This window comes from Sulfurimonas sp. HSL-1656 (assembly GCF_039645585.1).
Taxonomy (GTDB): Bacteria; Campylobacterota; Campylobacteria; order Campylobacterales; family Sulfurimonadaceae; genus Thiomicrolovo; species Thiomicrolovo subterrani.
This window is the reverse complement of the sequence record NZ_CP147915.1, coordinates 1,591,308-1,612,543: the sequence shown is the minus strand read 5'-3', so window position 1 is coordinate 1,612,543 and position 21,236 is coordinate 1,591,308. Positions and strand designations below refer to the sequence as shown.

Genomic DNA, 21,236 nt, shown 5'->3' with positions numbered 1-21,236 from the left:
AACGCAAAAAAATACCTCGTGCGGTAACGGGGATGCCTATTTCTTTTCGGGAAAGTGTTCCCAGGGGGCCTGCCATGTCTGCAGCAGATCGGTAAATGCCGGTGACAGAAAACGCTCCCCTTCGTCGGGGGGAAGGGTGAAACTGAAAAGCTCGCCGTTGTAGGTGAAGCGCAGGGCGTAGGCGTGCAGATAGCCGCGCGCCTCTTTGTCCGCTTCTGTCTTGTCGGCGTATCGGATGTCCCCGGCGATGGGGGAGCCCAGGCTTTTCAGTGCCACGCGGATCTGGTGGGTCTTGCCGGTGTAGGGTTTGACGAGGAAGGCGCGCTCCCCCTCGTGCAGGGGGGCGGAGATGAAGCGGGTCACCGCCGGGTTCTCCATCGTCTTGAGCAGCTTCCAGTCGCCGCGGCGCGCTTTGGCCATGTCGCCCTTGATCCACCCCTGCTTCTTTTTCGGTTTGCGCAGGCTGAGCGCGAGGTAGTACTTCTCGACAGAGCGGGTTTCGAACAGTGCCGTAAAGGCGGCAGCCGCTTCGCTGCTCTTGGCGAGGATGACAAGCCCGGAGGTCATCTTGTCGAGGCGGTGGACGGGGTAGAGGGGGCATCCGGTGAGCTCGGCAGCCTGCACGACGAACCCGGCCCCGGATTCGCTGTGAAAGCTCATCCCGGCGGGTTTGGCGACGACGGCAAAATCATGGTGGTCAAAAACAAGGATCATGCGTGGCATTATACTACCGGCGGCGTCGGCGCTGGGTATAGAAGATAAGGATGACGAGCAGGCCGGTGAGTACCAGAACGGCATTGGGGCTGACATAGATCAGCCAGCCGAAAAGGAGATAGACCAGGCCGAGCAGCAGGGTCGCGGCAAGCAGGAAAACCAGCGCATAAAACATCCAGGCGGCCCGGCCGAAGCGCCGACCCTGCCGCAGTAGAAAGTCTCTGAAAGTGTCCATCGTCCTCCCTTTGCCGCGTACGGGAACTCTCATCATAGCATGTTGCGCTAACCTGGCGGGCACAGCCGCATTTTATCCCCCGGACCCTATAATCGTTTTTTGATTTATAGGGCACCTTATGAGATCCGTACAGGGTTTTGGAGGTGCCCTTATGCACGAGGAACCCCATGAGCAAATACCCCTTTACCCATCTGCACCTGCACACCGAATACTCCCTGCTCGACGGCGCGAACAAGATCAGCAACCTTGTCAAACGCGTCAAGGAGCTGGGGATGACTTCGGTCGCGATGACGGACCACGGAAACATGTTCGGCGCCATCGATTTCTGGCACCAGATGAAAGGGGAGGGGATCAAGCCCATTATCGGGATGGAAGGCTATATCCACAACGGCGAGACCCTGGATGACAAGAGCACCCGCCAGCGTTTCCACATCTGCCTCTACGCGAAAAACCAGAAGGGGTACGAGAACCTGATGTACCTCTCTTCCATGGCCTATATCCACGGCTTCTACTACTTCCCACGCATCACCAAAAAGGAGCTGCGCGAGCACAGCGAGGGACTTATCTGTACCTCCGCCTGTCTGCAGGGCGAGGTGAGCTGGCACCTCAACACCAACAGCGAACGCAACGTCAAGTTCGGCGCCGGCGGTTACGACGAGGCGAAGCGGGTGGCGCTGGAGTACAAGGAGATCTTTGGGGATGACTTCTACCTGGAGCTGATGCGCCACGGCATCGCCGACCAGCTCTTCATCGACGAACCGCTGCTGAAACTCTCGCAGGAAACGGGGATCAAGCTCGTCGCCACGAACGACACACACTACACCTTCCCCGACGACGCCCAGTACCACGAGGCGTTCATGTGTATCGGGATGAATAAACTCTACGACGACCCCAACCGCCTGCGCCACTCGGTGCATGAATTCTACGTCAAGAGCCCGGAACAGATGGAGCGGCTCTACGCGGACGTCCCCGAAGCATTGGAGGCGACCCAGGAGATCGTCGACAAGTGCCAGCTCGAACTCGAACTCGGCAACCCGACGCCGCCGAACTTCAAGTTTACCCGCGAGTACGCCGCCAAAGAGGGGCTCGACATCGATCACACCGACGATGCGCCGCTGGGGCCGGACGCGACGGCCGAGGATAAGAAAAAATGGATGGGCGCCGCCGACAAGAACGACGCGGAGTTCTTCATCCACCGCTGCCGCCTGGGGCTGGAAGAGCGCCTCAAACACGTGCCGCCGGAGCGCCACGAGGAGTACCGGGAACGCCTTGAGTACGAGATGGACGTCATCAACTCCATGAAGTTCCCCGGCTACATGCTCATCGTCTGGGACTTCGTCGCCGAAGCCAAGCGGATGGGTGTCGCCGTCGGCCCGGGCCGCGGTTCCGCGGCGGGGAGCCTCGTCGCCTACGCGCTGGAGATCACCGACATCGACCCGATGAAGTACGACCTGCTGTTCGAGCGTTTCCTGAACCCGGAACGCGTCTCCATGCCAGATATCGATATGGACTTCATGCAGGCGCGCCGCGGCGAGGTCATCGACTACGTCGTGCGCAAGTACGGCCGCAACCAGGTGGCGCAGATCATCACCTTCGGTTCCCTGCTGGCCAAGGGGGTCATCCGCGACGTCTCCCGCGTCCTCGATATGCCGCTCTCTCAGGCGGACAAGATGGCGAAGCTCATCCCCGAAGAACTGGGCATCACCCTTAACGGCAAGAAGAAGGGCGACGACTTCAAACCGGGCGCTTTCCAGAAAGAGCCGAAGATCAAGGAGCTGATCGACACGGACCCGCAGGCGAAGCGCGTCTGGGAGTTCAGCCTCAAGCTCGAAGGGCTCAAGCGCAATGCCGGGATGCACGCGGCGGGGGTCGTCATCAGCAATGAAGAGCTCTGGAAGAAGACCCCCATCTACAAGCCGCCGGGGGAGGAGACCTTCGTCACCCAGTATTCGCTCAACTACCTCGAAGACGTCGACCTGATCAAGTTCGACTTCCTCGGCCTCAAGACCCTCGACGTCATCGACAACGCCATCAAGCTCGTCAAGGCGCGCTATGACAGGGTGATCGACTGGAACACGATCGACGTGGACGACCCCGAGGTCTACAAGGTGATCCAGAGCGGGGCGACGGTCGGGATGTTCCAGATCGAATCGAGCGGGATGCAGGACCTGAACAAACGCCTCAAACCCTCCAACTTCGAAGACCTCATTGCGGTCCTGGCACTCTACCGCCCGGGACCGATGGAGTCGGGGATGCTTGACGACTTTATCGAGCGCAAGCATGGGCGCAAGAAGATCTTCTACCCCTTCGAAGAGGTCAGCTTCGACATGCTCAAAGACACCCTGGAACCGACTTACGGGATGATCGTCTACCAGGAGCAGGTCATGCAGATCGTCCAGACCGTCGGCGGCTTCAGCCTGGGCGGGGCGGATATCGTCCGCCGTGCGATGGGTAAGAAGAAAGCGGACCTGATGGAGAAGTACAACCGCGAGTTCTCCGAAGGGGCGGCGAAACAGGGGCTGGACTACAAGAAAGCCTCCGCGCTCTTCGACCTGATCGAGAAGTTCGCCGGCTACGGGTTCAACAAGTCCCACTCGGCGGCGTATGCGATGGTCACCTTCCAGACGGCGTGGCTCAAGACCTACTACCCGCAGGAGTTCATGGCGGCACTCCTGACGTCGGAAAAGGACAACACCGACAAGGTCGTCAAGTACATCGATGAGGTCAAGCGGATGGGCATCGAACTGAGCCCGCCGGATATCAACGATTCGCAGCTCGAGTTCAGTGCCACCCGCAAAGATGGCCAGGACCACATTCTCTTCGGGCTCGGCGCCATCAAGGGGGTCGGGACCTCCGCGGTCAAATCGATCCTCGAGGTGCGCAAGGACGGCGAGTTCACGGACCTGCAGGACTTTGTCAACCGCATCGACCCGCAGAAGGTGAACAAGAAAGTGCTCGAATCCGTCGCCAAGGCGGGGGGCTTCGACCGCTACCAGTATTCGCGCCGCGCACTGCTTGAGCAGATGGAGACGGTGATCGAAACGGCCAAGGACTCCATGCAGGCGCGCAAGAACGCCGCGGGCAGCCTCTTCGGCGACGATGCCGACATCACCACGGTACAGCTCAAACTCGAAAACGCGCCGGAATTCGGGCTCAAGCAGATCCTCGAGTTCGAGAAGGAGACCCTGGGCTTCTACGTCTCCGGCCACCCCCTCGATGATTACCGCGAGGAGCTCGACCAGCTCGAATACACCCTCTCGTCCGACCTGGAGAACATCGCCGACGGCTCCTATGCCATCTTTATCGGGAAGGTCGAGGAGATCACGAAGAAGATCTCCAAGAAAGGCAACCAGTTCGGCATCGTCAACGTCATGGACTTCCACGGCAACCTCGAGGTGATGCTCTTCAGCGACAAGCTCGAGGAGCTAGAGGCGATGAACCTCGACGAGCCTATTGCCTTCAAGGTCAAGGTAACCCATACGGAGATGTTCACCCGTACGAGCGTCACGAAGATCATGACCCTCAAAGAGGTGAAAAAAGAGAGCAAGAAGGTCAGTACGAAGATCGTGGAAAAACCGCAGGAGCCGCTGACCCTGCGCCTGCACCTGGACAACGGTGTCGAGCGCCTCGAAGAACTCTACCGCCTGGTGCGCCGCCACCCGGGTACGCGCCCGCTGAAGCTCAACATCGTCTCCAAGCTCCAGAACGTCGTCATCGACTCGGCCATCCGCGTCAACAACTCCATTATGGAGGAGCTGGCCACTCTCTCGGACGTCGACGTCGCATAACGCTGCTGCCGGAGGGGACTTCTACTCCGGATAGATCATCTTCTTCGTCACGCCGCCGTCGATGACGAAATTCTGGCCCGTGATGAAGCGGGCCGCCTCGCTTGTCAGATACCAGACCATCTCCGCAATATCCTCCACCGATCCGACCCGTCCGGCAGGATGGAAGGCGTGGTCTTCTTTACGCAGGGCATCGGGCGCGGCGTGTTCGATCCAGCCGGGGCTGACGGCGTTGACGCGGACGGGCGCGAGGCTCATGGCCAGGGCGTGGGTGAGGCTCAGCAGCCCCCCTTTGCTCGCGCTGTAGGCCTCGGTATGCGGTTCGCTCATCAGGGCCCGGGTCGAGGCGATATTGACAATGCTGCCGCCGCTCGCAGCCAACAGCGGCGCCGCGGCACGGCTGAGGAGGAAGGGAGCGGTCAGGTTGACGTCGATGACCCGTTTCCACTCCGCTACAGAGAGGGTAAGCGGGTCACCGTTGGCACTCGTCGCGGCGTTATTGACGAGGGCGTCGAGCTGCGGCAGCGACGCTACCGCCTCCACAATGCTTTCGGGGTCGGCGAGGTCGCAGACGAGCGGTTCGAATCCCCCTTTGAGGGCGGCGGCAGCGAGACGGTCGCTCTGGATGTCGAGGCCGTAGACGTTCCAGCCGCGGTCGGCGAAGAGGGTGGCCGTCCCCAGCCCGATCCCCTGCGCGGCGCCGGTAATGAGGAGCGTTTTCACCGTTCGAACTTTCGGAAGAGTTTGGCGACGGAGGCGAAGTCCTCGCCACTGAACCCTTCGGCGAAGGTACGCGCGTAGAGCTCTTTGACCATACCGGCCGTGTACAGCGGCTGCTCAAGCCCGTAGGCGAGGTCCTGCAGGCAGTGCAGGTCCTTGTAGATCAGGGCGTTGGAGAAGTGGGGCGTGTAGTCGTCGTCAAGCAGTTTCTGGCGCTTGGCGTCGAGCACGAGGGATTTGCCGCCGCCGACGGAGAGGATATCGAGAAGCGTTCCACGTTCGATCCCGGCCGCTTCGCCTATTCCGACCGTTTCGGCCAGAACAGCCATGATGCCGCCCAGGGCAAGGTTGTTAACGAGCTTCATCTTTGTCGCACGTCCCGATTCGCGCAGGTAGAAAAGGTGCGCGCCGATGGCTTCGAGGATGTCTCTGGAGCGCTCGAATACCTCCTCCTCCCCGCTGGCCAGGACGGTCAGTGCCCCGTTGGCAGCCGGGACGACGCTGCCGAGGACCGGACACTCCAGGTAGGAGGCCCCCGCAAGGCGGCAGCGCTCGTGGAAACCGGCGACGGCGTCGAAATGGTTGGTGGTCAGGTCGATGACGGTCTTGCCGGAGACGTTGGCGCCGAGCAGGCCGTTCTCTCCGGCGAAAACGACATCGACCGCGGCACTGTCAAAGAGGCAGAGCAGTACGACGTCGCACTTCTCGATAACGTCGCGCGGGTGGTCGCAAAGTTCGGCATCCAGCCCCTCCGCCCGCTGCGGCGTGCGGTTATAGACGCTCAGCGTATGCCCGCATGCCAGCAGTCTTTCGGCGACGGCGCGGCCGAGGTGTCCGAGCCCGATAAATCCCAGATGCATGGTGACTCCTTGTATTGCATTGCCGTTATTATGCCAAAGCGCCGGGGGAATGGGTAAACGGCCGACGGGCACGGATTTTGCATGCCCTCCGGCAACTACACTCCCGGAGCCGAAAAATGGACACTCTCAAGATCGTATGCCCCCACTGCAAAGTCGTCAATAACGTTGTCAACGAAGTCGAAAAGAAAGAGGTGCTCTGCAGCAGCTGCGGCGAACCCCTTACCGATACGACTCCTGTCGCCTGCGATGCGGAGACGTTCAAGCTCCACCTTGCCGAAAACGACATTCCCGTCATCGTCGATTTCTACTCCCCCGACTGCGGTCCCTGCATGGAGATGGCCCCCGATTTTGAAAAGGCGGCGGCTTCGTGCGCCCTCGAAGTACGCTTTTTGAAGGTCAATACCCTCAATGACGCCCCGCTGGCCCTGCAGTACGGTGTGAACGAGTTGCCTACGACCATTGCGTTTAGCCGTGGAATGGAGATGAACCGTTTCACGAGCAAGCTCTCCAAAGACCAGCTCAGCATGTGGGCCGAGAGCCTGATCCAGATGACGCTGTAAAGGGCTAAATGATCACCTACATACATGCTCTTTTTAAGACCAATTGATATAAATTGTTAAAAGATGTAACAATATGTCATTGATTGGCATTCATGCATGCTCAAAGGGGATAAAATGAAGTGGTTTATTTTAGGTGTTCTGTTCGAGCTGGTAATGGCAGCTTCCCTGTCGGCAAATCCTCTGGATTACAATGCCAGTGATACGAGTGACTTTCAAAAAGCCCTCAAAACACAAGGGTATCCCAAGGCCCTCTTCGAGGAACTGAAGGCGACCGGGAACCTCGTCTGTACCGATGTTTACGAATCGAATGTGTCGTTGAAGTCGTCATGCCTTAATAAGGTGTCGTTCCTCAGACTGTTCGTGCCGGTGGACGATCTAAACCGGCTCGGTGAAGAGAGGCCCTTGATCGAAGCTTACTTCGACAAGGCGTGCGGCACCGCATGTTTCGACTGGAAAAGCACAGATGATAAAACGGGACAGCTGCAGAGCAAAAGCCCAGCCAAGATCACCTCGTATGCCGCTTATGCCGCCAGGCAGGACGGGAACATAAAACGTCTTGAAGCTGCAAAGCAAACACCTGCGGATTATCATCAGTTTTGCGACATGGACGAAGCGCTTGCAGTTGTGAGTCGATTACGGACAAAGCAGAAAACCTCGATGTTCAACCGCATCCTATCGGATGACGAACAGTGGCAGCTCTATAAAAACGAAAGTTGTCTGCGCCGTATTGCGACAGAGATCTTCACTGCTTATTCCGAACGTACGTCAAACCTTGACAAGGATGTGTTCTCCAAAGAGGAGACTGTAAAACAGCGTGAAAAGCTTGAACAGGAAAAAGTAGAGCTTCGCCGGCTGTCCGATGCCAATATTTCCATCCGCCTTCCAAAAGACGAGCGTTTCTTCCAGGATATTTATGATTACAACAACTGGTTTGTCAAAATATACGCCGGGTACGAGTTCCTGGGGACCGATAACTTACTCAAAGACGGGACGGGACGGTTCGGTCTGAGCGTCTACCGTCAGATGGAACTTGATCCCAGCGAAACGCACAGCGGGATTTGGCAGGGCTTTTCCATCACGAGGCTACATGTCTTTTTTGACCTAGCCGTTTCGGGACTGGTCGTGAATGATGAGAAGCAGGAAAACACAGGGGATGTCAACGTGACAGAAGTGGCCCGTACGGGGGTAGGTAGAATCGGTGCATATTGGCCCTTCTTTCGTAACGATGAGGCGATCGATGGGGCGCGTTTTTATTATGACATCGGCATTGTTGGAACCTATGGGCTAATGAGCATCGAGGATTCGGGGGAGAGTTATTTTAGCAGCGAGGCGGACGGTTCGCGCTTGACACCCATGTGGTCGTGGGGGGTACGGATCTCCAGCAGTCCGGAAATGTATGCGGAGTACAAATGGGGAGAAATAGGTGATTATAAAGTCAGTGTGCTCCGGGGACAATTCCCTACATACACATTTTCAAAAAACGCCAGCCTTGTGCTGGGTGCGGAGATGTACGATTTTAATGCAGATGCCAACAGTCGCGGGATAGATGACCAGGTTAAGTTTTATGCGCTTTGGCGTTATGACCTTAGCTGGATGGAGAACAATTTTCAGTAAGAAAGAACCATTGACACGGATATATAGTGTGGGATGGTTTAATAACCGTTCATGAGTGAGTGGACGAGGCAGAGCTTGATAGAGTAAGGCTGAGAACGGTTTCTAAGTATGATCCCTTGGACTGGACGCTATAATGTTTGGGAATTCAAAATGGAATAATTTATGACTCGAGAAGATTTCAACGACGGACTTTTGGGCTTTCTAGATGCGTCGCCGACGCCGTTTCACGCGGTAAGCAACGTCACGGGAATGCTGGAGAATGCCGGGTTTACCTACCTGGACGAACGCGGCGAATGGTCGCTGGAGGCGGGCAAGCGCTATTACACGACCCGCAACGCCTCTTCAGTGATCGCTTTCACCTATACGGGGGAGAGCGACTACGTCATGTTCGGGGCGCACACCGATTCGCCCAACCTCAAACTGAAGCCGTCACCGGTCCTCAAAGGCAGCGGCACCGTACGCCTGGGCGTGGAGCCCTACGGCGGGCTGCTTATGAACCCCTGGTTCGACCGGGACCTCGGCATTGCCGGTCGGGTCGCCTACAAGACGGCATCGGGGGAGATCAAAGAGGCGAACATAGACACGGGAGATGCGGTAGCGGTGATCCCGTCGCTGGCGATCCACCTCGACCGCGAGGCGAACCAGAGCCGTTCCGTTAATCCCCAGACGGACCTGCCCGCACTCATCGGCTGCGACGAAAGTTTCGACTTTGAAGCGTGGGTAGGCAAGCAGCTTGTTGCGGCAGGGGTGGCCGATTTCGAGCGGCTGCTGTCGCACGAACTGAGCCTCTATGATACGCAGAAGGCTTCCTACGTCGGTGTGGCCAAGGAGTTTATCGCCTCGGCGCGCCTGGACAACCTGCTGAGCTGCTACGTGGCGCTGCTCGCCATCTGCAGCGTCGGCAATGACCGCCCCTACCTGATGATCCTTTCCGACCACGAAGAGGTCGGCAGCGAGAGCACCAGCGGGGCGGCGGGACCTTTCCTGGAAAATACGATGCAGCGCATGACGGGGAGCTACGAAGCCTTCGTGCAGCTCTGCCAGCGCTCGCTGATGGTCTCGTGTGACAATGCCCATGCGCAGCACCCCAACTACGCCCACAAGCACGACCCGGAGCACGCCCCCTATATCAACAAGGGACTGGTGCTGAAACTCAACGCCAACCAGCGCTATGCGTCGAACTCCCGCACCGTTTCACGGTTCGTACTCGCTTCGGAGCGCGCCGGACACCCGCTGCAGGAGTTCGTCACCCGCAGCGACATGGGGTGCGGCTCCACCATCGGCCCCATCACCGCGACGCGGCTGGGCATCGAGACCCTCGACGTCGGGCTGCCTACTTTCGCCATGCACTCCATCCGTGAACTGGCCGGTACGAAGGACGCTTTCGAACTCTACGAGATGCTGCTGGCGCTTTGAAGCGTCAATGCCAAAGAAAGGGTGAGGGTACTTTCACTGAAGTAAGTGGTGAAAGTATGTGCGGTTAGACTATCCGGACTGTGCCCGGATATCGTTGAATGATTTAGGCCAATGCCTCTTCGATCTGCGCCAGGGCGAGTTTCTTGCCGTTTTCTTCCTCTTCCGCACTCCACCAGTATTCGATGATCTGCTGTTCGATAGAACCCAGCAGGTCCATCGGCAGGTTGGCGAAGACCTCGAAGGAGCTGATATCATCACGGCTTACCCCTTTGGATTTCGCCAGCGTGTCGATAAGCTCGCGGATCGATTTTTCGATGTCGGTGGGTTCGGGCAGCGGCATCTCATCGGTGGGTTCCTGAATGACCCGGGCATAGTCGATCCAGGTTTTGATCTCGCCTTCGAGGTAGTCGTACCCCTGGATCTGGTAGCACAGCACCCGGTTGTCGCCGTAGAGGATTTCGTCGCTGTCGTCGAGGACATCCGAGGTTTTGGCGACACCGTCGTGCAGGTAGACTTCGATACGCTCGTTCTCGTGCAGGGTCGAAGCGGTTTCAAAAGCGTTGCGCGCGTGTTTAAGCAGTTCTTCTTTGAGGGTTTCTTTATCCATAGGTAACCTTTCTGTTCAATTCAATTCATGTAGGGGATATCGAGGACGGCGTCGCGGTCTTCGGCGTCGTACTCGAAGGTTTCGATCCGTGTAATGTTCGCGATCTTGCCGGTGATGGCCAGGCGCTGCAGCGGATGCAGTTTCCGGGATTCGACGCTCTCTCCGATGGCGTCGCAGTAGTGGTTCGTAATGATGGGGTGCCACTGCCCGTGGTGTGCCGCAACCGCTTCGGCGAACGTTTTGAGCCTTTCGAGCTCCATCGTATCGAGGCGCGGGAGCTTGCGGACGAGGTTGCGGACGAACTGTTTCGTGAAGAAGGGCTCCCCAAGTTCCAGGAGCCGGGAAGCGGCGTCGATGCTCGCTTCGTTCTCGCTGTAGCTGTAGGCATAGCGGAAGTGTTCACACACCCACTCAATGTAGCGGGGGTAGTGTTCGAGCACCATGACAAGCTCTTTGAGGTCCTGGTCGATCAGGACCTGGAAAAGGCTGACGGTATTCTTGCTGATACGCCGCCAGTGGGGTTCTTCGGGCTGGAAATTGTCCTTGTCCAGGATGATCCGGTAGCGGTCGATCTGCGCACCGGCGGCTGTCAGCCGCCCTTTTTCACTGTACCCAGAGGTCTCATCAGGCACGCGGGCCTTACTGGCCTTGCTGTACTCCGGCATCCCTTACATTGCCTTTTTCTGCACGCTATCCGTGCGGGCATTGTGGAAGTCCCAGAGCTGTTTGTAGTGTGAATCGAGCTGCGAGAGCACGCCGTCAACGGCGATCAGGTCCTTGAACTTGCCGAAGCGTTCGTTGGGGAAGCGGTCGTACCACTCCTGCATCTCCGCCTTGAGCGCATTGCGCTTGGCGACAGTCTGTGCGATCAGGCCGCGGATCTCATGCATCTCTTTGGTGATAATCTCAGTCATGGCTGCATCCGCATCCGCACGTTCCCGATGCCGTGCCCGGGTCAAGGTAGGTCTGTGCATTCGCAGCGTCGACCTTGACGAAGTTTTCTTTGTCCAGCCCCTCGATGATGCTCATGAGCGACATCGGCTCTTTACCGAGGTAGTAGACGTTGACCCCCTCGCGGTTCAGGATCCCGAATGGACCGTCCCCCATAAAAGAGTAGACAACAGAAGTGACGGAATGGTCTGCAAGCAGGTTGGCAGTCATGATGCCGTCTCCTTTGCCCTCGTTCGGAATGAAGTGAAACGCCTTTTCATCATTATTATATAGGGCGAATGCCTGAACATTTCCAAAAAGTGTCGATGACTTGGCATCCATCTGTGCCTTGTCCACCGGTATAGCGATCATGTCGCCTCCTTAGATGATTTTTGCTTATGTTTGCAAAAAGTGTTCCACTGTCTGGAACGTTCTTTGCACAAGGCCGGGTATGAAAAAGTATGCACTCGATTATTTCGGTTTTTCCAACGAGGAGGGGGACGGTTGCGTCGCCCAGTTCGTCGATTTCCCGGAGATCAAAGGGATCGGCGACTCCTTCGAGGAGGCCGAAGAGGATGCGTATGAACGGCTCGAAGCCTATTTTCAAAATCAGGAGGAGCAGAAAATGACTACATTCGAAGCGGGCGTGAGCGCCTACGAGGCCAAACAGTATAAAGAGGCCTACGACCTCTTTGTCGATTCGGCGGCAAAGGCGGATGCCAACGCCATGGTGAACCTGGGGGTCATGGCGATGCAGGGTAAAGGGTGCGGCCGCGACATCGAAGCGGCAAAAACGTGGTTTGCCAAAGCGGCGGAGCGCGGCAATATGCATGCGATGATGAGCCTGGCGCAGATCCATGAGAAAGGGATCGACGGTACGCCCGATGCCAAAGGGGCGCTGCAGTACTACAGAGCCGCCGCCGATATCGGCCATGTCGACGCCCAGTTCAAAGCGGGCATGCTCCTCAAAGAAGAGGGGCAGAAGGCCGAAGCGATGCGCTACCTGATTACCGCCGCGCACAATAACAATGTACGGGCACAGGAAGTCGTCACCTATGTCAGCAACAAAGAGCTGGCGACCCTGCGCAACGAACCGTTCCGCAGCCTGCCGGTGGAAAAGCAGATCACGCTGGTGATGCAGGTGATCGACCAGAAGATCCGCCCGACCCTCGAAGCCGACAGCGGCGGGATCGAGCTGCTCAATTACCTTCCGGGCGAGACCCCGCAGATCTGGTTGAACTACCTTGGTGCCTGTTCGGGCTGTCACCTCGGTTCAACGTCGACAGCGGATATGCTGCTCGACGCTTTCGAGGAGCTGATCGACAAAAATGTCGTCCTTTACCTGATGTAAGGGGAAGAGGATGAACAAGATCGCCGCAGTCGTTACCGAGATCGAACAGACGGACATCGTCACCTATATCACCCTGCAGTGCAATGACACGCAGGTCCGTCTAATCAAAACAAAGACACCGCTTTGGGCCGGGGTGGGTGAAAAGGTCCTCTTCAGTTTCCAGGAGGCTTCGGTCTGTATCAGCAAGGAGTGTCCGGGCAAGGTCTCCATTGAAAACCGCATTCCGGGTACGCTCCTGAAGATCCGCAGCAAAGACTCGCTCTGCGAACTGACCTTCGAGAGCGATATCGGGACGGTGGTTTCGCTGATCACGGAAAACGCATGCCGGGAGCTCGGCCTCGAAGTGGGGTGCAGGGCGACGATGCTGCTGCGCGGCGTGGATATCCACCTGGAGCCCGATGTGGTCCCGATGACAGTGGAGAGTTTCAAGAAGCGTTCGGGAACGAAAGTTGCAAACTGATAAGCATACTTTTTACAGGAGAAACAAATGGCAGTAATGATTACGGATGAGTGCATCAACTGTGACGCATGTGCACCGGAGTGTCCGGTCGCGGCAATTCTGAGCAACGGTGACGAAAAGAACCCTTATGACGACGAGCGCTTCTATGTGAAGCCGGAGACCTGTGTCGAGTGTGTCGGTCATGCGGATACACCGCGTTGTGCGGAAGCGTGCCCGACTGAGGGTTCCATCGTATGGGATATGCCGTTCACGGTTGACTTCGAAGAGTACTACGCCAAAGGAAACGAAGACGGTACCTACAAGATCCGCGAACACAAGAAAAAAGGCCTGATGCTTCCATCCGTCAAGGAGCAGAAGTTCATGGACGAGATCGGTATGGATGCACGCGAAGCCCATGCCAACGTCGCCGATTCATTTTAATTTGTACGTGTCAGGAGCAAAGCCCCTGACACTACGCTAACGCTGAGTTTACTTCAGCAGTAGGCTCACGTGCCCTTGGCACGTATTGGCTTTCATGTGTCAAGCACCTTTTCGGCGGGAGAGGGTATTTGACACATGAAAGACTACGGTGAAGCGAGAAGCTTCCAGTCGTATCATACACAAAAGGTAGTCATCATGAGAATTGCATTTGCTTCATCAACGGGCGAGAAGATCGATCAGCACTTCGGCTGGTCCAAGACTTTCCATCTTTACGAAATCGATAAAGAGAGCGCGACGCTGCTCAAAGTCATCGACAGTTCTGATGAGCCTGAAGAGGAAGTGGCGAAGCTCAACTATAAGATCGGGACGATCGAGGAGGCGGACATCATGTACTGCACCCAGATCGGGCCGAAGGCCTCGAAGATGGTCCAGGCCGCGGGGATCCACCCCGTCAAGGTCGCCGAAGGGGAAGACCTCAAAGGCGCGATCGACCAGATCCACGAGATGCTGAACACGCAGCCGCCGATCTGGCTGCTGCGCGCTTTCCACAAAGGTGCCCAGCGCAGCGCCTGAGGAAGTTGATTCTTCTAAAACCCCCGGGATGACGGAGGTTTCACAAGGATCAAATCCGCAACAAACCCAAAAGGAAAAATTATGGCTGTAATTATTGATGACAAATGTATCACCTGCGACGCCTGTCTGCAAGTCTGTCCGGTCAACGCTATCGTAGACGATTCGGACAACCCTACCGGTGAGAGCCGCTACTATGTCCAGCCTGAAAAGTGTGTCGAGTGCGTCGGGATCTATGATGACCCGCAATGCGCCGCGATCTGCCCGAGCATCGGTACGATCACGTGGGACATGCCGTTCACCCCGGAGTTCGAAGAGCATTTCCTGAACGAAGAGATCTACAAGCTCGGCGAAAAAAACGGCAAGCTCAAAACGCCGTCGTTCCGCAAAAAGAAATTCCGCGAGGATATCCCGGTTGAAGACCGCGGTGTCGGCAAACTTGTCGAAGAAGAGCCCGAAGAACTCAACGAGGCGGGGTAAAGGCCCTAGATGGCTGATACGGCCGCAACTATCCGCGCCTATCATCAGCGCGAAAAGCGGTACCAGGGATTACAGCTTGATTTCGACGGCACCGCCGCTCTGAAGTCGCGTATCCTCGAGACGATTGCGTCGGTCTCCAAGCGGCGCGGTCTCACTCCTAATCTCAATCACTACGGCAACGCTTCCATCTATATCGAGTTTCACGACGACTATGACCGTGACGGCGGCGAGTTCTTCACGGAACTGCTTGAGCGCCTCGGTATCGACAGATGCGAAAGCTGTTAAAGGAAAGTCCGGATGCCTTATGAACTTTAATACCGAAAGACTGCAGGAAATCGCTGCAGCACTGGACCCTTTTGAAACCGGATGCGCCGTGACCGTAGCCCTGAAGATCTCCGATGACACCTGCAAGATGAGTACGGAACAGAAGGCGCTCTTTATGGCGCTGTATGATGCACTGCCTGAAAAAAAGTGCAATCTCTTTGAAAATGACGTCACCGCACTTATCGCGGCGGGACGTTCATCACTCACCGAGGAGATCACCGCGCAGATCAAGCCCCTGCGGGAGTTTGCGATGGATAAAATCACCCGTCCCAAGATGAAAGCGTTCAAAGCCGACATACGAAAGCGATATGCTGCCTAAAAAATAACCACCCATATCGAGTAAAAAGCCGACAAAATTGTATACTATTTTCATGAAACTTCCGCAGTCAAGGCTGCGAAAAAAGGATTAACCAATGAAGAAGTGGCTTTTGTCCATGATGATGCTTCTGCCGACGCTTGCGCTGGCAGAGGATGCTCCAACGCTCGATACAGGTGATACGGCCTGGATGATGGTGTCAACCGCATTCGTACTGCTGATGACGCCGGCAGGCCTGGCGCTCTTTTACGCCGGGATGACACGTACAAAGAACGTCCTTAATACCTATGCAATGGTGATGGGTGCCTTTGTTGTTGCCTTCGTGGTCTGGGTCATTGCAGGCTACTCCATCGCCTTCGGTGCGAGCGAGAGCGCAGCACTGCAGAACGTGTTCGGCGGCTTCGGCAACGTCTTCCTTTCCGGTATCAACTGGTCTGACCTGTCCGGTTCCTACCCGACCTTCGTCTTCATCGCCTTCCAGGGTACGTTCGCAGCGATCACCGTTGCCATCGCATCCGGTTCCGCGATCGAGCGTATGAAGTTCTCCACATGGATGCTCTTCGTTGTCCTCTGGGGCCTGGTGGTTTACGCACCGATTACGCACATGGTATGGGGCGGCGACGGTGCCTACCTCTTCGATGAGGGTGCACTTGACTTCGCCGGCGGTACGGTTGTCCACATGAACGGCGGTCTGGCCGGTCTGGTCCTGGCGATCATGCTCGGTAAACGTGCAGGTTACCCGAAATCTCCGATCAAACCGGTGAGCATTATCCTCACTGCTGCCGGTGCAGCCCTGCTGTGGTTCGGCTGGTACGGCTTCAACGGCGGTTCCGCATTCGGTGCAAACGCCGTTGCAGGTCTCGCGGTTCTGACAACAACGATCGCTACGGCAGCTGCGGGTGTCACCTGGATGCTGATCGAGTGGTTCATGTTCAAGAAACCGACCCTGCTCGGTATCGCTTCCGGTATCGTTGCCGGTCTCGTCGCGATCACTCCGGCAGCCGGCTTCGTCGGCGTCGGCGGTGCCTTCATCGTCGGTATCGTCGGTGCACTCATCGGCTTCTTCGGTGTTGCTATCCTGAAAAAGAAACTGGGCTACGACGACAGCCTCGATGCATTCGGTATCCACTTCCTCGCCGGTCTGTGGGGTGCGATCGCTACGGGTATCTTCGCGCTCAATGACCAGGACCTCCTCTGGGACGGTCCGCTCAAAGCAAGCGGCGACCGTATGGGTCAGCTCTTCGTCCAGTTCGAGTCTGTCCTGATCGTTGGTCTGTGGACCCTGGTCGGTACGGTCATTGTCTACCTGATCTCCTCTGCGATCACCGGCGGTGCACGCGTTGACGAAGAGACGGAAACAATGGGTCTGGATGAGTCCATCCACGGCGAACGCGGATTCAACCTCTAATTGAACGGCTCGGGGGCTTCGGCTTCCGAACAGTGTTACAATACAAAGCACAAAAAGGATTGTCAGAATGAAAAAAGTAGAAGCGATCATCAAGCCGTTCAAGCTTGAGGATGTGAAAGATGCCCTGGCTGAGATCGGTATTACCGGTATGACGGTCAGCGAAGTGAAAGGGTACGGGCGCCAGAAAGGGCACAGCGAGCTCTACCGCGGTGCGGAGTACGTCGTTGACTTCCTGCCGAAAGTCAAAATGGAGATGGTCGTCGAGGCGGCATCGGTCGACCAGGTCGTCGACACGATCGTCGAAGCGGCACGCACCGGCAAGATCGGTGACGGCAAGATCTTCATCAGCGATGTCGAAAAGATTATCCGTATCCGTACCGGCGAATCCGGCTCCGAAGCGGTTTAAGCCTCTACCCGGCGGGCTCTCCCGCCTCTTTTTCTCCACCATACTTTCAAAAATACCTCCTCTTTTTTAGCCCCTTTTCACCGTAAAACCGATAGATTGTCTCCATTATATTTTGGGGGTCAGTTGTGAAATCATTAGCGGGAAAACGTGCCTTTGTCAGCGGCGCGACATCGGGAATAGGCGAGGCATGCGCACACCGCCTTGCCGAAGCGGGAGCGGACCTGGTCCTGCACGGCCGCGATCCGGCAAAGCTGGAGACGCTTAAGTCGGCACTGTCGGAATACGGCGTTGTAATCGATACCTTGTCTTTCGATGTCCGCGACCGGCAGGCAGCCGAGGCTGCCATGCACGCTTTGTTGGAGGATACCGTTATCGATATCCTGGTCAACAACGCCGGCCTGGCGCTGGGACTTTCTCCCGTCGATGCAGGAGATGTGGATCAGTGGGAAGAGATGATCGATGCGAACATCAAGGGGCTGCTCTATGTCAGCCGCGCCGTCATCCCGCAGATGCGTTCGCGCAACTGCGGTCATATCCTCAATATCGGCTCCATCGCCGGGAAGATGACCTACCCGGGCGGCAATGTCTACTGCGCGACAAAATCGGCCGTCCATGCGCTGACGGAGGCGATGAATATCGACCTGGCGGGGACGGCCGTGCGGGTCGGCAACATCGCACCGGGCGCGGTGGAAACGAACTTCTCGACGACCCGTTTTTCGGGTGACAAGGCTCAGGCCGACGCGGTCTACGAGGGGTATGAGCCGCTGTATGCCGACGATATCGCCGACCTGGCACTTTACATTCTGCAGGCACCCCAGCATGTCAATATCCAGGATGTGCTGATTATGCCGACGGCGCAGCGTAATCCATATGTGTTAAGCCGAAACGGGTAGGAGAGTGTCTATAAAGGAGGGAGAAGCAGTGATGCCCGGGGGCATCGCGATCAGACCGCGCCGAAAAGGACTCTGCCTTCGCCGTTCTGTGCGGCTTTGATATCGTCGTAGCTTTTGTCGGAGATGCGCAGTGTCGTCGCCTTGATCTCGTCGTAGACTGTATCGATCTTCTCGCCGGCATCGAGTTTTTTCAGGTCGCCTTTTGAAAGGTCGGCGTGGTCGAGGAGTTCGTTCCAGACGGAGCTCTCATCGAGAGAGAAGGCGTAGAAGGTAAACCCTTCATACTCGAACTTGCCGTCGGCATCGAGGTCGGTGACGAAGAGGAGATAGAGACCGTCGGTGGAGAGGACCTCTTTGTACTGTTCAACGAACGGTTCGAAAAAATCGAGGGTTTCGAGTTCGCAGGCGATGAAGTCGATTTTGTCGCTGTTGCTGACGAGGATAACCTGTGTCGCTGTGGCCTTCGGCGGGAGCTGTTTGTCGGCAGAGAGCACCTTGCCCGGGGTGATGACGAGGCTGCCGCGGTAGCCGTAGGCGTATTTGTCTGTTTTCTCGCTGAAAGAAGCCTGCCACTGCAGGTTGTTCCCGAAAATGAAGTCCTGTACTGTTGACATAGAGTGTCATCCTTGTGTTGTGATATTTCAAGCGGAATGCAATATGCGTTCTATTGATTTCAAAAAAGTAGGGATTGGACTTCTTAGGGGGGTGTCTTATACAAAACGCATCGGAACGATAGGGGCCGTGAATATTGTGATCCACGCTTGTGATGTTCATTTGACATCTGTAATCAACAAATAATGGTATATATTAAATAAAGTGTGCTACGCTGTCACTAGAGTGTCAATCAAAGTGATGAAAATGCTGCGCCGTATTCTCTCCGTTTTTTTACTGCTCTTTCTGACGGCCTGTTCACCGTACCACGATATCAAAAAACACAGTGCCGACGATGACGGGGAACCACTTAGCGGCAGGCGCTGGGAGTGGGTCGCGACCGAAACAGTATCGGGCAAACTCGTTTCTTTGGCGCCGGAGCGCTATACGGTCCGTTTTGACGCAGCGGGGGGGCTACAGGCCCGACTGGACTGCAACCGTGGCGGCGGTTCCTATACGATCGAGGATGACACGCTGAGGCTCGGGCAGCTGTTCGCGACAAAAATGGCATGCGGCCCGGATTCCCAGGACAGACGCTTCGTGCGCGACCTTATGCGGGTTCACTCATTTCGGCTGGAAGAGGGGAACCTTTATCTTGAACTGTCCGGTGACGGCGGAACGATGATATTCCGACCCGCCCCATGACCGGCAAAGAGGAGAACGCCCATGCACCCCGATAAAGTCAAACGCGAAACGACGAAAACACTGACCGATCTGCCCAATATCGGTCCTGCACTGGCTGCCGATCTGCGCCGCATCGGGATCAACCACCCCGAGGAGCTGAGCGGCCAGGATCCGCTGGAGCTTTACGGTATTTTGTGCGAACTGACGGGGATGAAACAGGACCCCTGTGTGCTGGATGTCTTTATGTCGATTACGGATTTTATGAACGGGGGCGAGGCAAGAGTGTGGTGGGCCTATACGCCGCAGCGCAAGGCAATGCTGAAGAATGAATGATCACTCTTCGCCGAAAATGCCGTAGGGATCGGCATTCACCAGCGAGGCCGGGTCGATCTTGATCTCGTCGACAATCAGCGTTTCGCGCTGGTGCGGCGGAAGGCGGAGCAGCAGGCGCTCTTTGGCCTGTGTCTCGTCCTTTGCATCGACGGGGTAGGTGCGTTTTTTCGTACCGTCGACGCGGACGTTTATGAGGTAACGCATCAGGTTCAGCCCGCTTCGCTTTTGTATCCGTATGTGGAGGAGATGGAGCGCAGGCGTTCAGCCGCTTTCGTGAAGGCGTCGATGACGTAGTCGATCTCTTCTTCGGTCGTGAAGCGCGACAGGCTGAGGCGGATGGCGGTGTGCGCCAGTTCCGGGTCTTCGCCGATGGCGCTCATGATCGGGTTGGCTTCGAGGGACTCGGAAGCACACGCCGAACCGGTGGAAGCGGCGATACCGGCACGGTTGAGGTCCCAGAGCATCGCTTCACCCTCGATCCCGCGCAGGGAGATAAGGACGGTGTTCGGCGTGCGGTTTTCACGCGGTCCGACAATGATGGTGTCGGGGATCTTTGCCAGGGCATCTTCGAGTTTGTCGCGCAGGCGGCGTACTTCGGTGTTCATCTTGTCGACGTGGCCTGCCGCCTGTTCCATCGCCAGACCCATACCGACGATATAGGCGACGTTGAGGGTACCGGCGCGTTTACCGCCCATCTGCTCGCCGCCGTGCAGCAGGTTGGGGAGCTGTTTGCCTTTTTTGACGTAGAGACCGCCGACCCCTTTGGGACCGTGGAACTTGTGCGCGGAGAAGGTGAGGTAGTCGACGTTGACTTTTGTCAGGTCGACCGGCAGTTTGCCGATGGCCTGGACGGCGTCGCTGTGGAAGAGGATGTCATTCTCTTTGGCGAAGGCGCTGACCTCTTCGACCGGGAAGATCATTCCTGTTTCGTTGTTGGCCCACATCATGGAGATGAGGACGGTTTTGTCAGTAACGGCCGCTTTGATCGCTTCGGCGCTGACGCCGCCGTTTTCGTCAACATCGACGTAGGTGACGTCGACCCCGTAGTCGCTCAGGAAGTGGAGGGTGTCGAGGATACACGGGTGCTCGACGGAGGTCGTGACGATGTGGTTCTTCTCCGGGTTTTTCAGGATGTGCTTGAAGTAGATCCCTTTGAGTACGGTGTTGTTGCTCTCGGTCGCACAGGAGGTGATGAGGATATCATCTTCGTCCGGTACATTCAGGGCGTCGTACATTTTTCCCATCGCTTTGTTCAGGTGGGGGCGGACTTCCATCCCGTACTGGTGCAGGGAGTTCGGGTTCCCGAAAAGCTCCTCGAAAAAGGGCTGCATTTTGACTTTGACCAGGGGGTCGATTTTGGTGGTGGCATTGTTGTCGAGATAAACGCGCATTGAATGTTCCTCGTTTTTGTTGGGTGTTAATGCCCGGTAGTTTGCAAAATCTGTTCGAGAAAAGGGTGCGAATACGTTTTTGACGTAAAAAGAGGGATTATTTTGTCACGACCGGCGTTTGCCGCTTTGATTGCGGGCAGCCCGTGTACTCTGCTATAATAAAAATAG

The 21,236-nt window shown here is 56.7% G+C and carries 27 protein-coding genes; 16 read left to right on the top strand and 11 right to left on the bottom strand.

Annotated elements, in window-relative coordinates; translation table 11 throughout:
* Positions 1-36 precede the first annotated feature (36 nt).
* Both WCX49_RS08425 and WCX49_RS08420 read right to left on the bottom strand, forming a co-directional pair.
* A complete protein-coding gene (locus tag WCX49_RS08425) occupies positions 37-714 on the bottom strand; it encodes a TIGR01621 family pseudouridine synthase (RefSeq protein WP_345984654.1) in 678 nt (225 codons plus the stop codon).
* A gap of 13 nt (positions 715-727) precedes the next feature.
* Positions 728-949, bottom strand: a complete 222-nt coding sequence (locus WCX49_RS08420; protein WP_345984653.1) for a hypothetical protein — start codon at positions 947-949, stop codon at positions 728-730.
* 167 nt (positions 950-1,116) lie between these two features.
* Between WCX49_RS08420 and dnaE the strand changes: the two genes are divergently transcribed.
* The gene (gene dnaE / locus WCX49_RS08415) at positions 1,117-4,737 is read left to right on the top strand and encodes a DNA polymerase III subunit alpha (RefSeq protein WP_345984652.1); all 3,621 of its coding nucleotides are present in this window, start codon (positions 1,117-1,119) and stop codon (positions 4,735-4,737) included.
* 21 nt (positions 4,738-4,758) lie between these two features.
* Here the strand turns inward: dnaE and WCX49_RS08410 are convergent, their stop codons facing one another.
* The gene (locus tag WCX49_RS08410; protein ID WP_345984651.1) at positions 4,759-5,457 is read right to left on the bottom strand and encodes an SDR family oxidoreductase; all 699 of its coding nucleotides are present in this window, start codon (positions 5,455-5,457) and stop codon (positions 4,759-4,761) included.
* Positions 5,454-6,314 (bottom strand): NAD(P)-dependent oxidoreductase, encoded by an 861-nt coding sequence (locus WCX49_RS08405; protein ID WP_345984650.1) that lies wholly within the window; start codon positions 6,312-6,314, stop codon positions 5,454-5,456. The genes WCX49_RS08410 and WCX49_RS08405 overlap by 4 nt, the downstream gene beginning before the upstream one ends.
* A gap of 116 nt (positions 6,315-6,430) precedes the next feature.
* On the opposite strand from WCX49_RS08405, the gene WCX49_RS08400 reads away from it, so the two are divergent.
* The 3 genes from WCX49_RS08400 to WCX49_RS08390 all read left to right on the top strand — a co-directional run bounded on the left by WCX49_RS08400 (position 6,431) and on the right by WCX49_RS08390 (position 9,904).
* Entirely contained in the window at positions 6,431-6,874 is a 444-nt protein-coding gene (locus WCX49_RS08400) for a thioredoxin domain-containing protein (RefSeq protein WP_345984649.1), read from the top strand.
* Between the two features lie 114 nt (positions 6,875-6,988).
* A complete protein-coding gene (locus WCX49_RS08395; RefSeq protein ID WP_345984648.1) occupies positions 6,989-8,488 on the top strand; it encodes a hypothetical protein in 1,500 nt (499 codons plus the stop codon).
* A gap of 162 nt (positions 8,489-8,650) precedes the next feature.
* Positions 8,651-9,904, top strand: coding sequence for a M18 family aminopeptidase (locus WCX49_RS08390; protein WP_345984647.1), 1,254 nt, complete (start codon positions 8,651-8,653; stop codon positions 9,902-9,904).
* Positions 9,905-10,007: 103 nt separating this feature from the next.
* On the opposite strand, the gene WCX49_RS08385 is transcribed toward WCX49_RS08390, so the two are convergent.
* From WCX49_RS08385 to WCX49_RS08370, 4 genes are read right to left on the bottom strand one after another with little or no spacing between them, the layout of a single operon-like run.
* Positions 10,008-10,511 carry a hypothetical protein gene (locus WCX49_RS08385; RefSeq protein ID WP_345984646.1) on the bottom strand — a complete coding sequence of 168 codons (504 nt, stop codon included), beginning with the start codon at positions 10,509-10,511 and terminating at the stop codon, positions 10,008-10,010.
* Positions 10,512-10,531: 20 nt separating this feature from the next.
* Positions 10,532-11,143 carry a hypothetical protein gene (locus WCX49_RS08380; RefSeq protein WP_345984645.1) on the bottom strand — a complete coding sequence of 204 codons (612 nt, stop codon included), beginning with the start codon at positions 11,141-11,143 and terminating at the stop codon, positions 10,532-10,534.
* Positions 11,144-11,179: 36 nt separating this feature from the next.
* Positions 11,180-11,425, bottom strand: coding sequence for a hypothetical protein (locus WCX49_RS08375; RefSeq protein WP_345984644.1), 246 nt, complete (start codon positions 11,423-11,425; stop codon positions 11,180-11,182).
* Entirely contained in the window at positions 11,418-11,813 is a 396-nt protein-coding gene (locus WCX49_RS08370) for a NifB/NifX family molybdenum-iron cluster-binding protein (protein ID WP_345984643.1), read from the bottom strand. Before WCX49_RS08370 ends, WCX49_RS08375 begins: the two co-directional genes overlap by 8 nt.
* A 79-nt stretch (positions 11,814-11,892) precedes the next feature.
* On the opposite strand from WCX49_RS08370, the gene WCX49_RS08365 reads away from it, so the two are divergent.
* The 10 genes from WCX49_RS08365 (at position 11,893) to WCX49_RS08320 (ending at position 18,069) form a co-directional block, all read left to right on the top strand.
* Complete coding sequence (locus tag WCX49_RS08365) at positions 11,893-12,792, top strand: NifU family protein (RefSeq protein ID WP_345984642.1); 900 nt, start codon at positions 11,893-11,895, stop codon at positions 12,790-12,792.
* Positions 12,793-12,802: 10 nt separating this feature from the next.
* Entirely contained in the window at positions 12,803-13,252 is a 450-nt protein-coding gene (locus tag WCX49_RS08360; RefSeq protein ID WP_345984641.1) for a TOBE domain-containing protein, read from the top strand.
* 27 nt (positions 13,253-13,279) lie between these two features.
* Positions 13,280-13,672 (top strand): 4Fe-4S dicluster domain-containing protein, encoded by a 393-nt coding sequence (locus WCX49_RS08355; RefSeq protein ID WP_345984640.1) that lies wholly within the window; start codon positions 13,280-13,282, stop codon positions 13,670-13,672.
* Between the two features lie 195 nt (positions 13,673-13,867).
* Entirely contained in the window at positions 13,868-14,245 is a 378-nt protein-coding gene (locus WCX49_RS08350) for a NifB/NifX family molybdenum-iron cluster-binding protein (RefSeq protein WP_345984639.1), read from the top strand.
* Positions 14,246-14,326: 81 nt separating this feature from the next.
* Positions 14,327-14,722 carry a 4Fe-4S dicluster domain-containing protein gene (locus WCX49_RS08345; RefSeq protein WP_345984638.1) on the top strand — a complete coding sequence of 132 codons (396 nt, stop codon included), beginning with the start codon at positions 14,327-14,329 and terminating at the stop codon, positions 14,720-14,722.
* A 9-nt stretch (positions 14,723-14,731) separates the two neighbouring features.
* Entirely contained in the window at positions 14,732-15,007 is a 276-nt protein-coding gene (locus WCX49_RS08340) for a hypothetical protein (protein ID WP_345984637.1), read from the top strand.
* A 19-nt stretch (positions 15,008-15,026) separates the two neighbouring features.
* Positions 15,027-15,365, top strand: a complete 339-nt coding sequence (locus tag WCX49_RS08335) for a hypothetical protein (protein ID WP_345984636.1) — start codon at positions 15,027-15,029, stop codon at positions 15,363-15,365.
* Positions 15,366-15,459: 94 nt separating this feature from the next.
* Entirely contained in the window at positions 15,460-16,770 is a 1,311-nt protein-coding gene (locus tag WCX49_RS08330; RefSeq protein WP_345984635.1) for an ammonium transporter, read from the top strand.
* A gap of 67 nt (positions 16,771-16,837) precedes the next feature.
* A complete protein-coding gene (locus WCX49_RS08325) occupies positions 16,838-17,176 on the top strand; it encodes a P-II family nitrogen regulator (RefSeq protein ID WP_345984634.1) in 339 nt (112 codons plus the stop codon).
* Between the two features lie 125 nt (positions 17,177-17,301).
* On the top strand, positions 17,302-18,069 hold the full coding sequence (locus WCX49_RS08320; protein ID WP_345984633.1) for an SDR family NAD(P)-dependent oxidoreductase: 768 nt from the start codon (positions 17,302-17,304) through the stop codon (positions 18,067-18,069).
* A 50-nt stretch (positions 18,070-18,119) separates the two neighbouring features.
* Here the strand turns inward: WCX49_RS08320 and WCX49_RS08315 are convergent, their stop codons facing one another.
* Positions 18,120-18,683, bottom strand: a complete 564-nt coding sequence (locus tag WCX49_RS08315) for a hypothetical protein (RefSeq protein ID WP_345984632.1) — start codon at positions 18,681-18,683, stop codon at positions 18,120-18,122.
* Positions 18,684-18,921: 238 nt separating this feature from the next.
* Here WCX49_RS08315 and WCX49_RS08310 point away from each other — a divergent pair, with 238 nt between their 5' ends.
* Positions 18,922-19,365: an META domain-containing protein gene (locus tag WCX49_RS08310; protein ID WP_345986798.1), complete on the top strand. Its 444-nt coding sequence runs from the start codon at positions 18,922-18,924 to the stop codon at positions 19,363-19,365.
* 21 nt (positions 19,366-19,386) lie between these two features.
* Positions 19,387-19,677: a helix-hairpin-helix domain-containing protein gene (locus WCX49_RS08305; RefSeq protein ID WP_345984631.1), complete on the top strand. Its 291-nt coding sequence runs from the start codon at positions 19,387-19,389 to the stop codon at positions 19,675-19,677.
* Here the strand turns inward: WCX49_RS08305 and WCX49_RS08300 are convergent, their stop codons facing one another.
* Together WCX49_RS08300 and WCX49_RS08295 are read right to left on the bottom strand one after the other, a co-directional pair.
* Positions 19,678-19,881: a hypothetical protein gene (locus WCX49_RS08300; RefSeq protein WP_345984630.1), complete on the bottom strand. Its 204-nt coding sequence runs from the start codon at positions 19,879-19,881 to the stop codon at positions 19,678-19,680.
* Positions 19,882-19,886: 5 nt separating this feature from the next.
* Entirely contained in the window at positions 19,887-21,068 is a 1,182-nt protein-coding gene (locus WCX49_RS08295) for a NifS family cysteine desulfurase (protein WP_345984629.1), read from the bottom strand.
* Between the last annotated feature and the right edge of the window lie 168 nt (positions 21,069-21,236).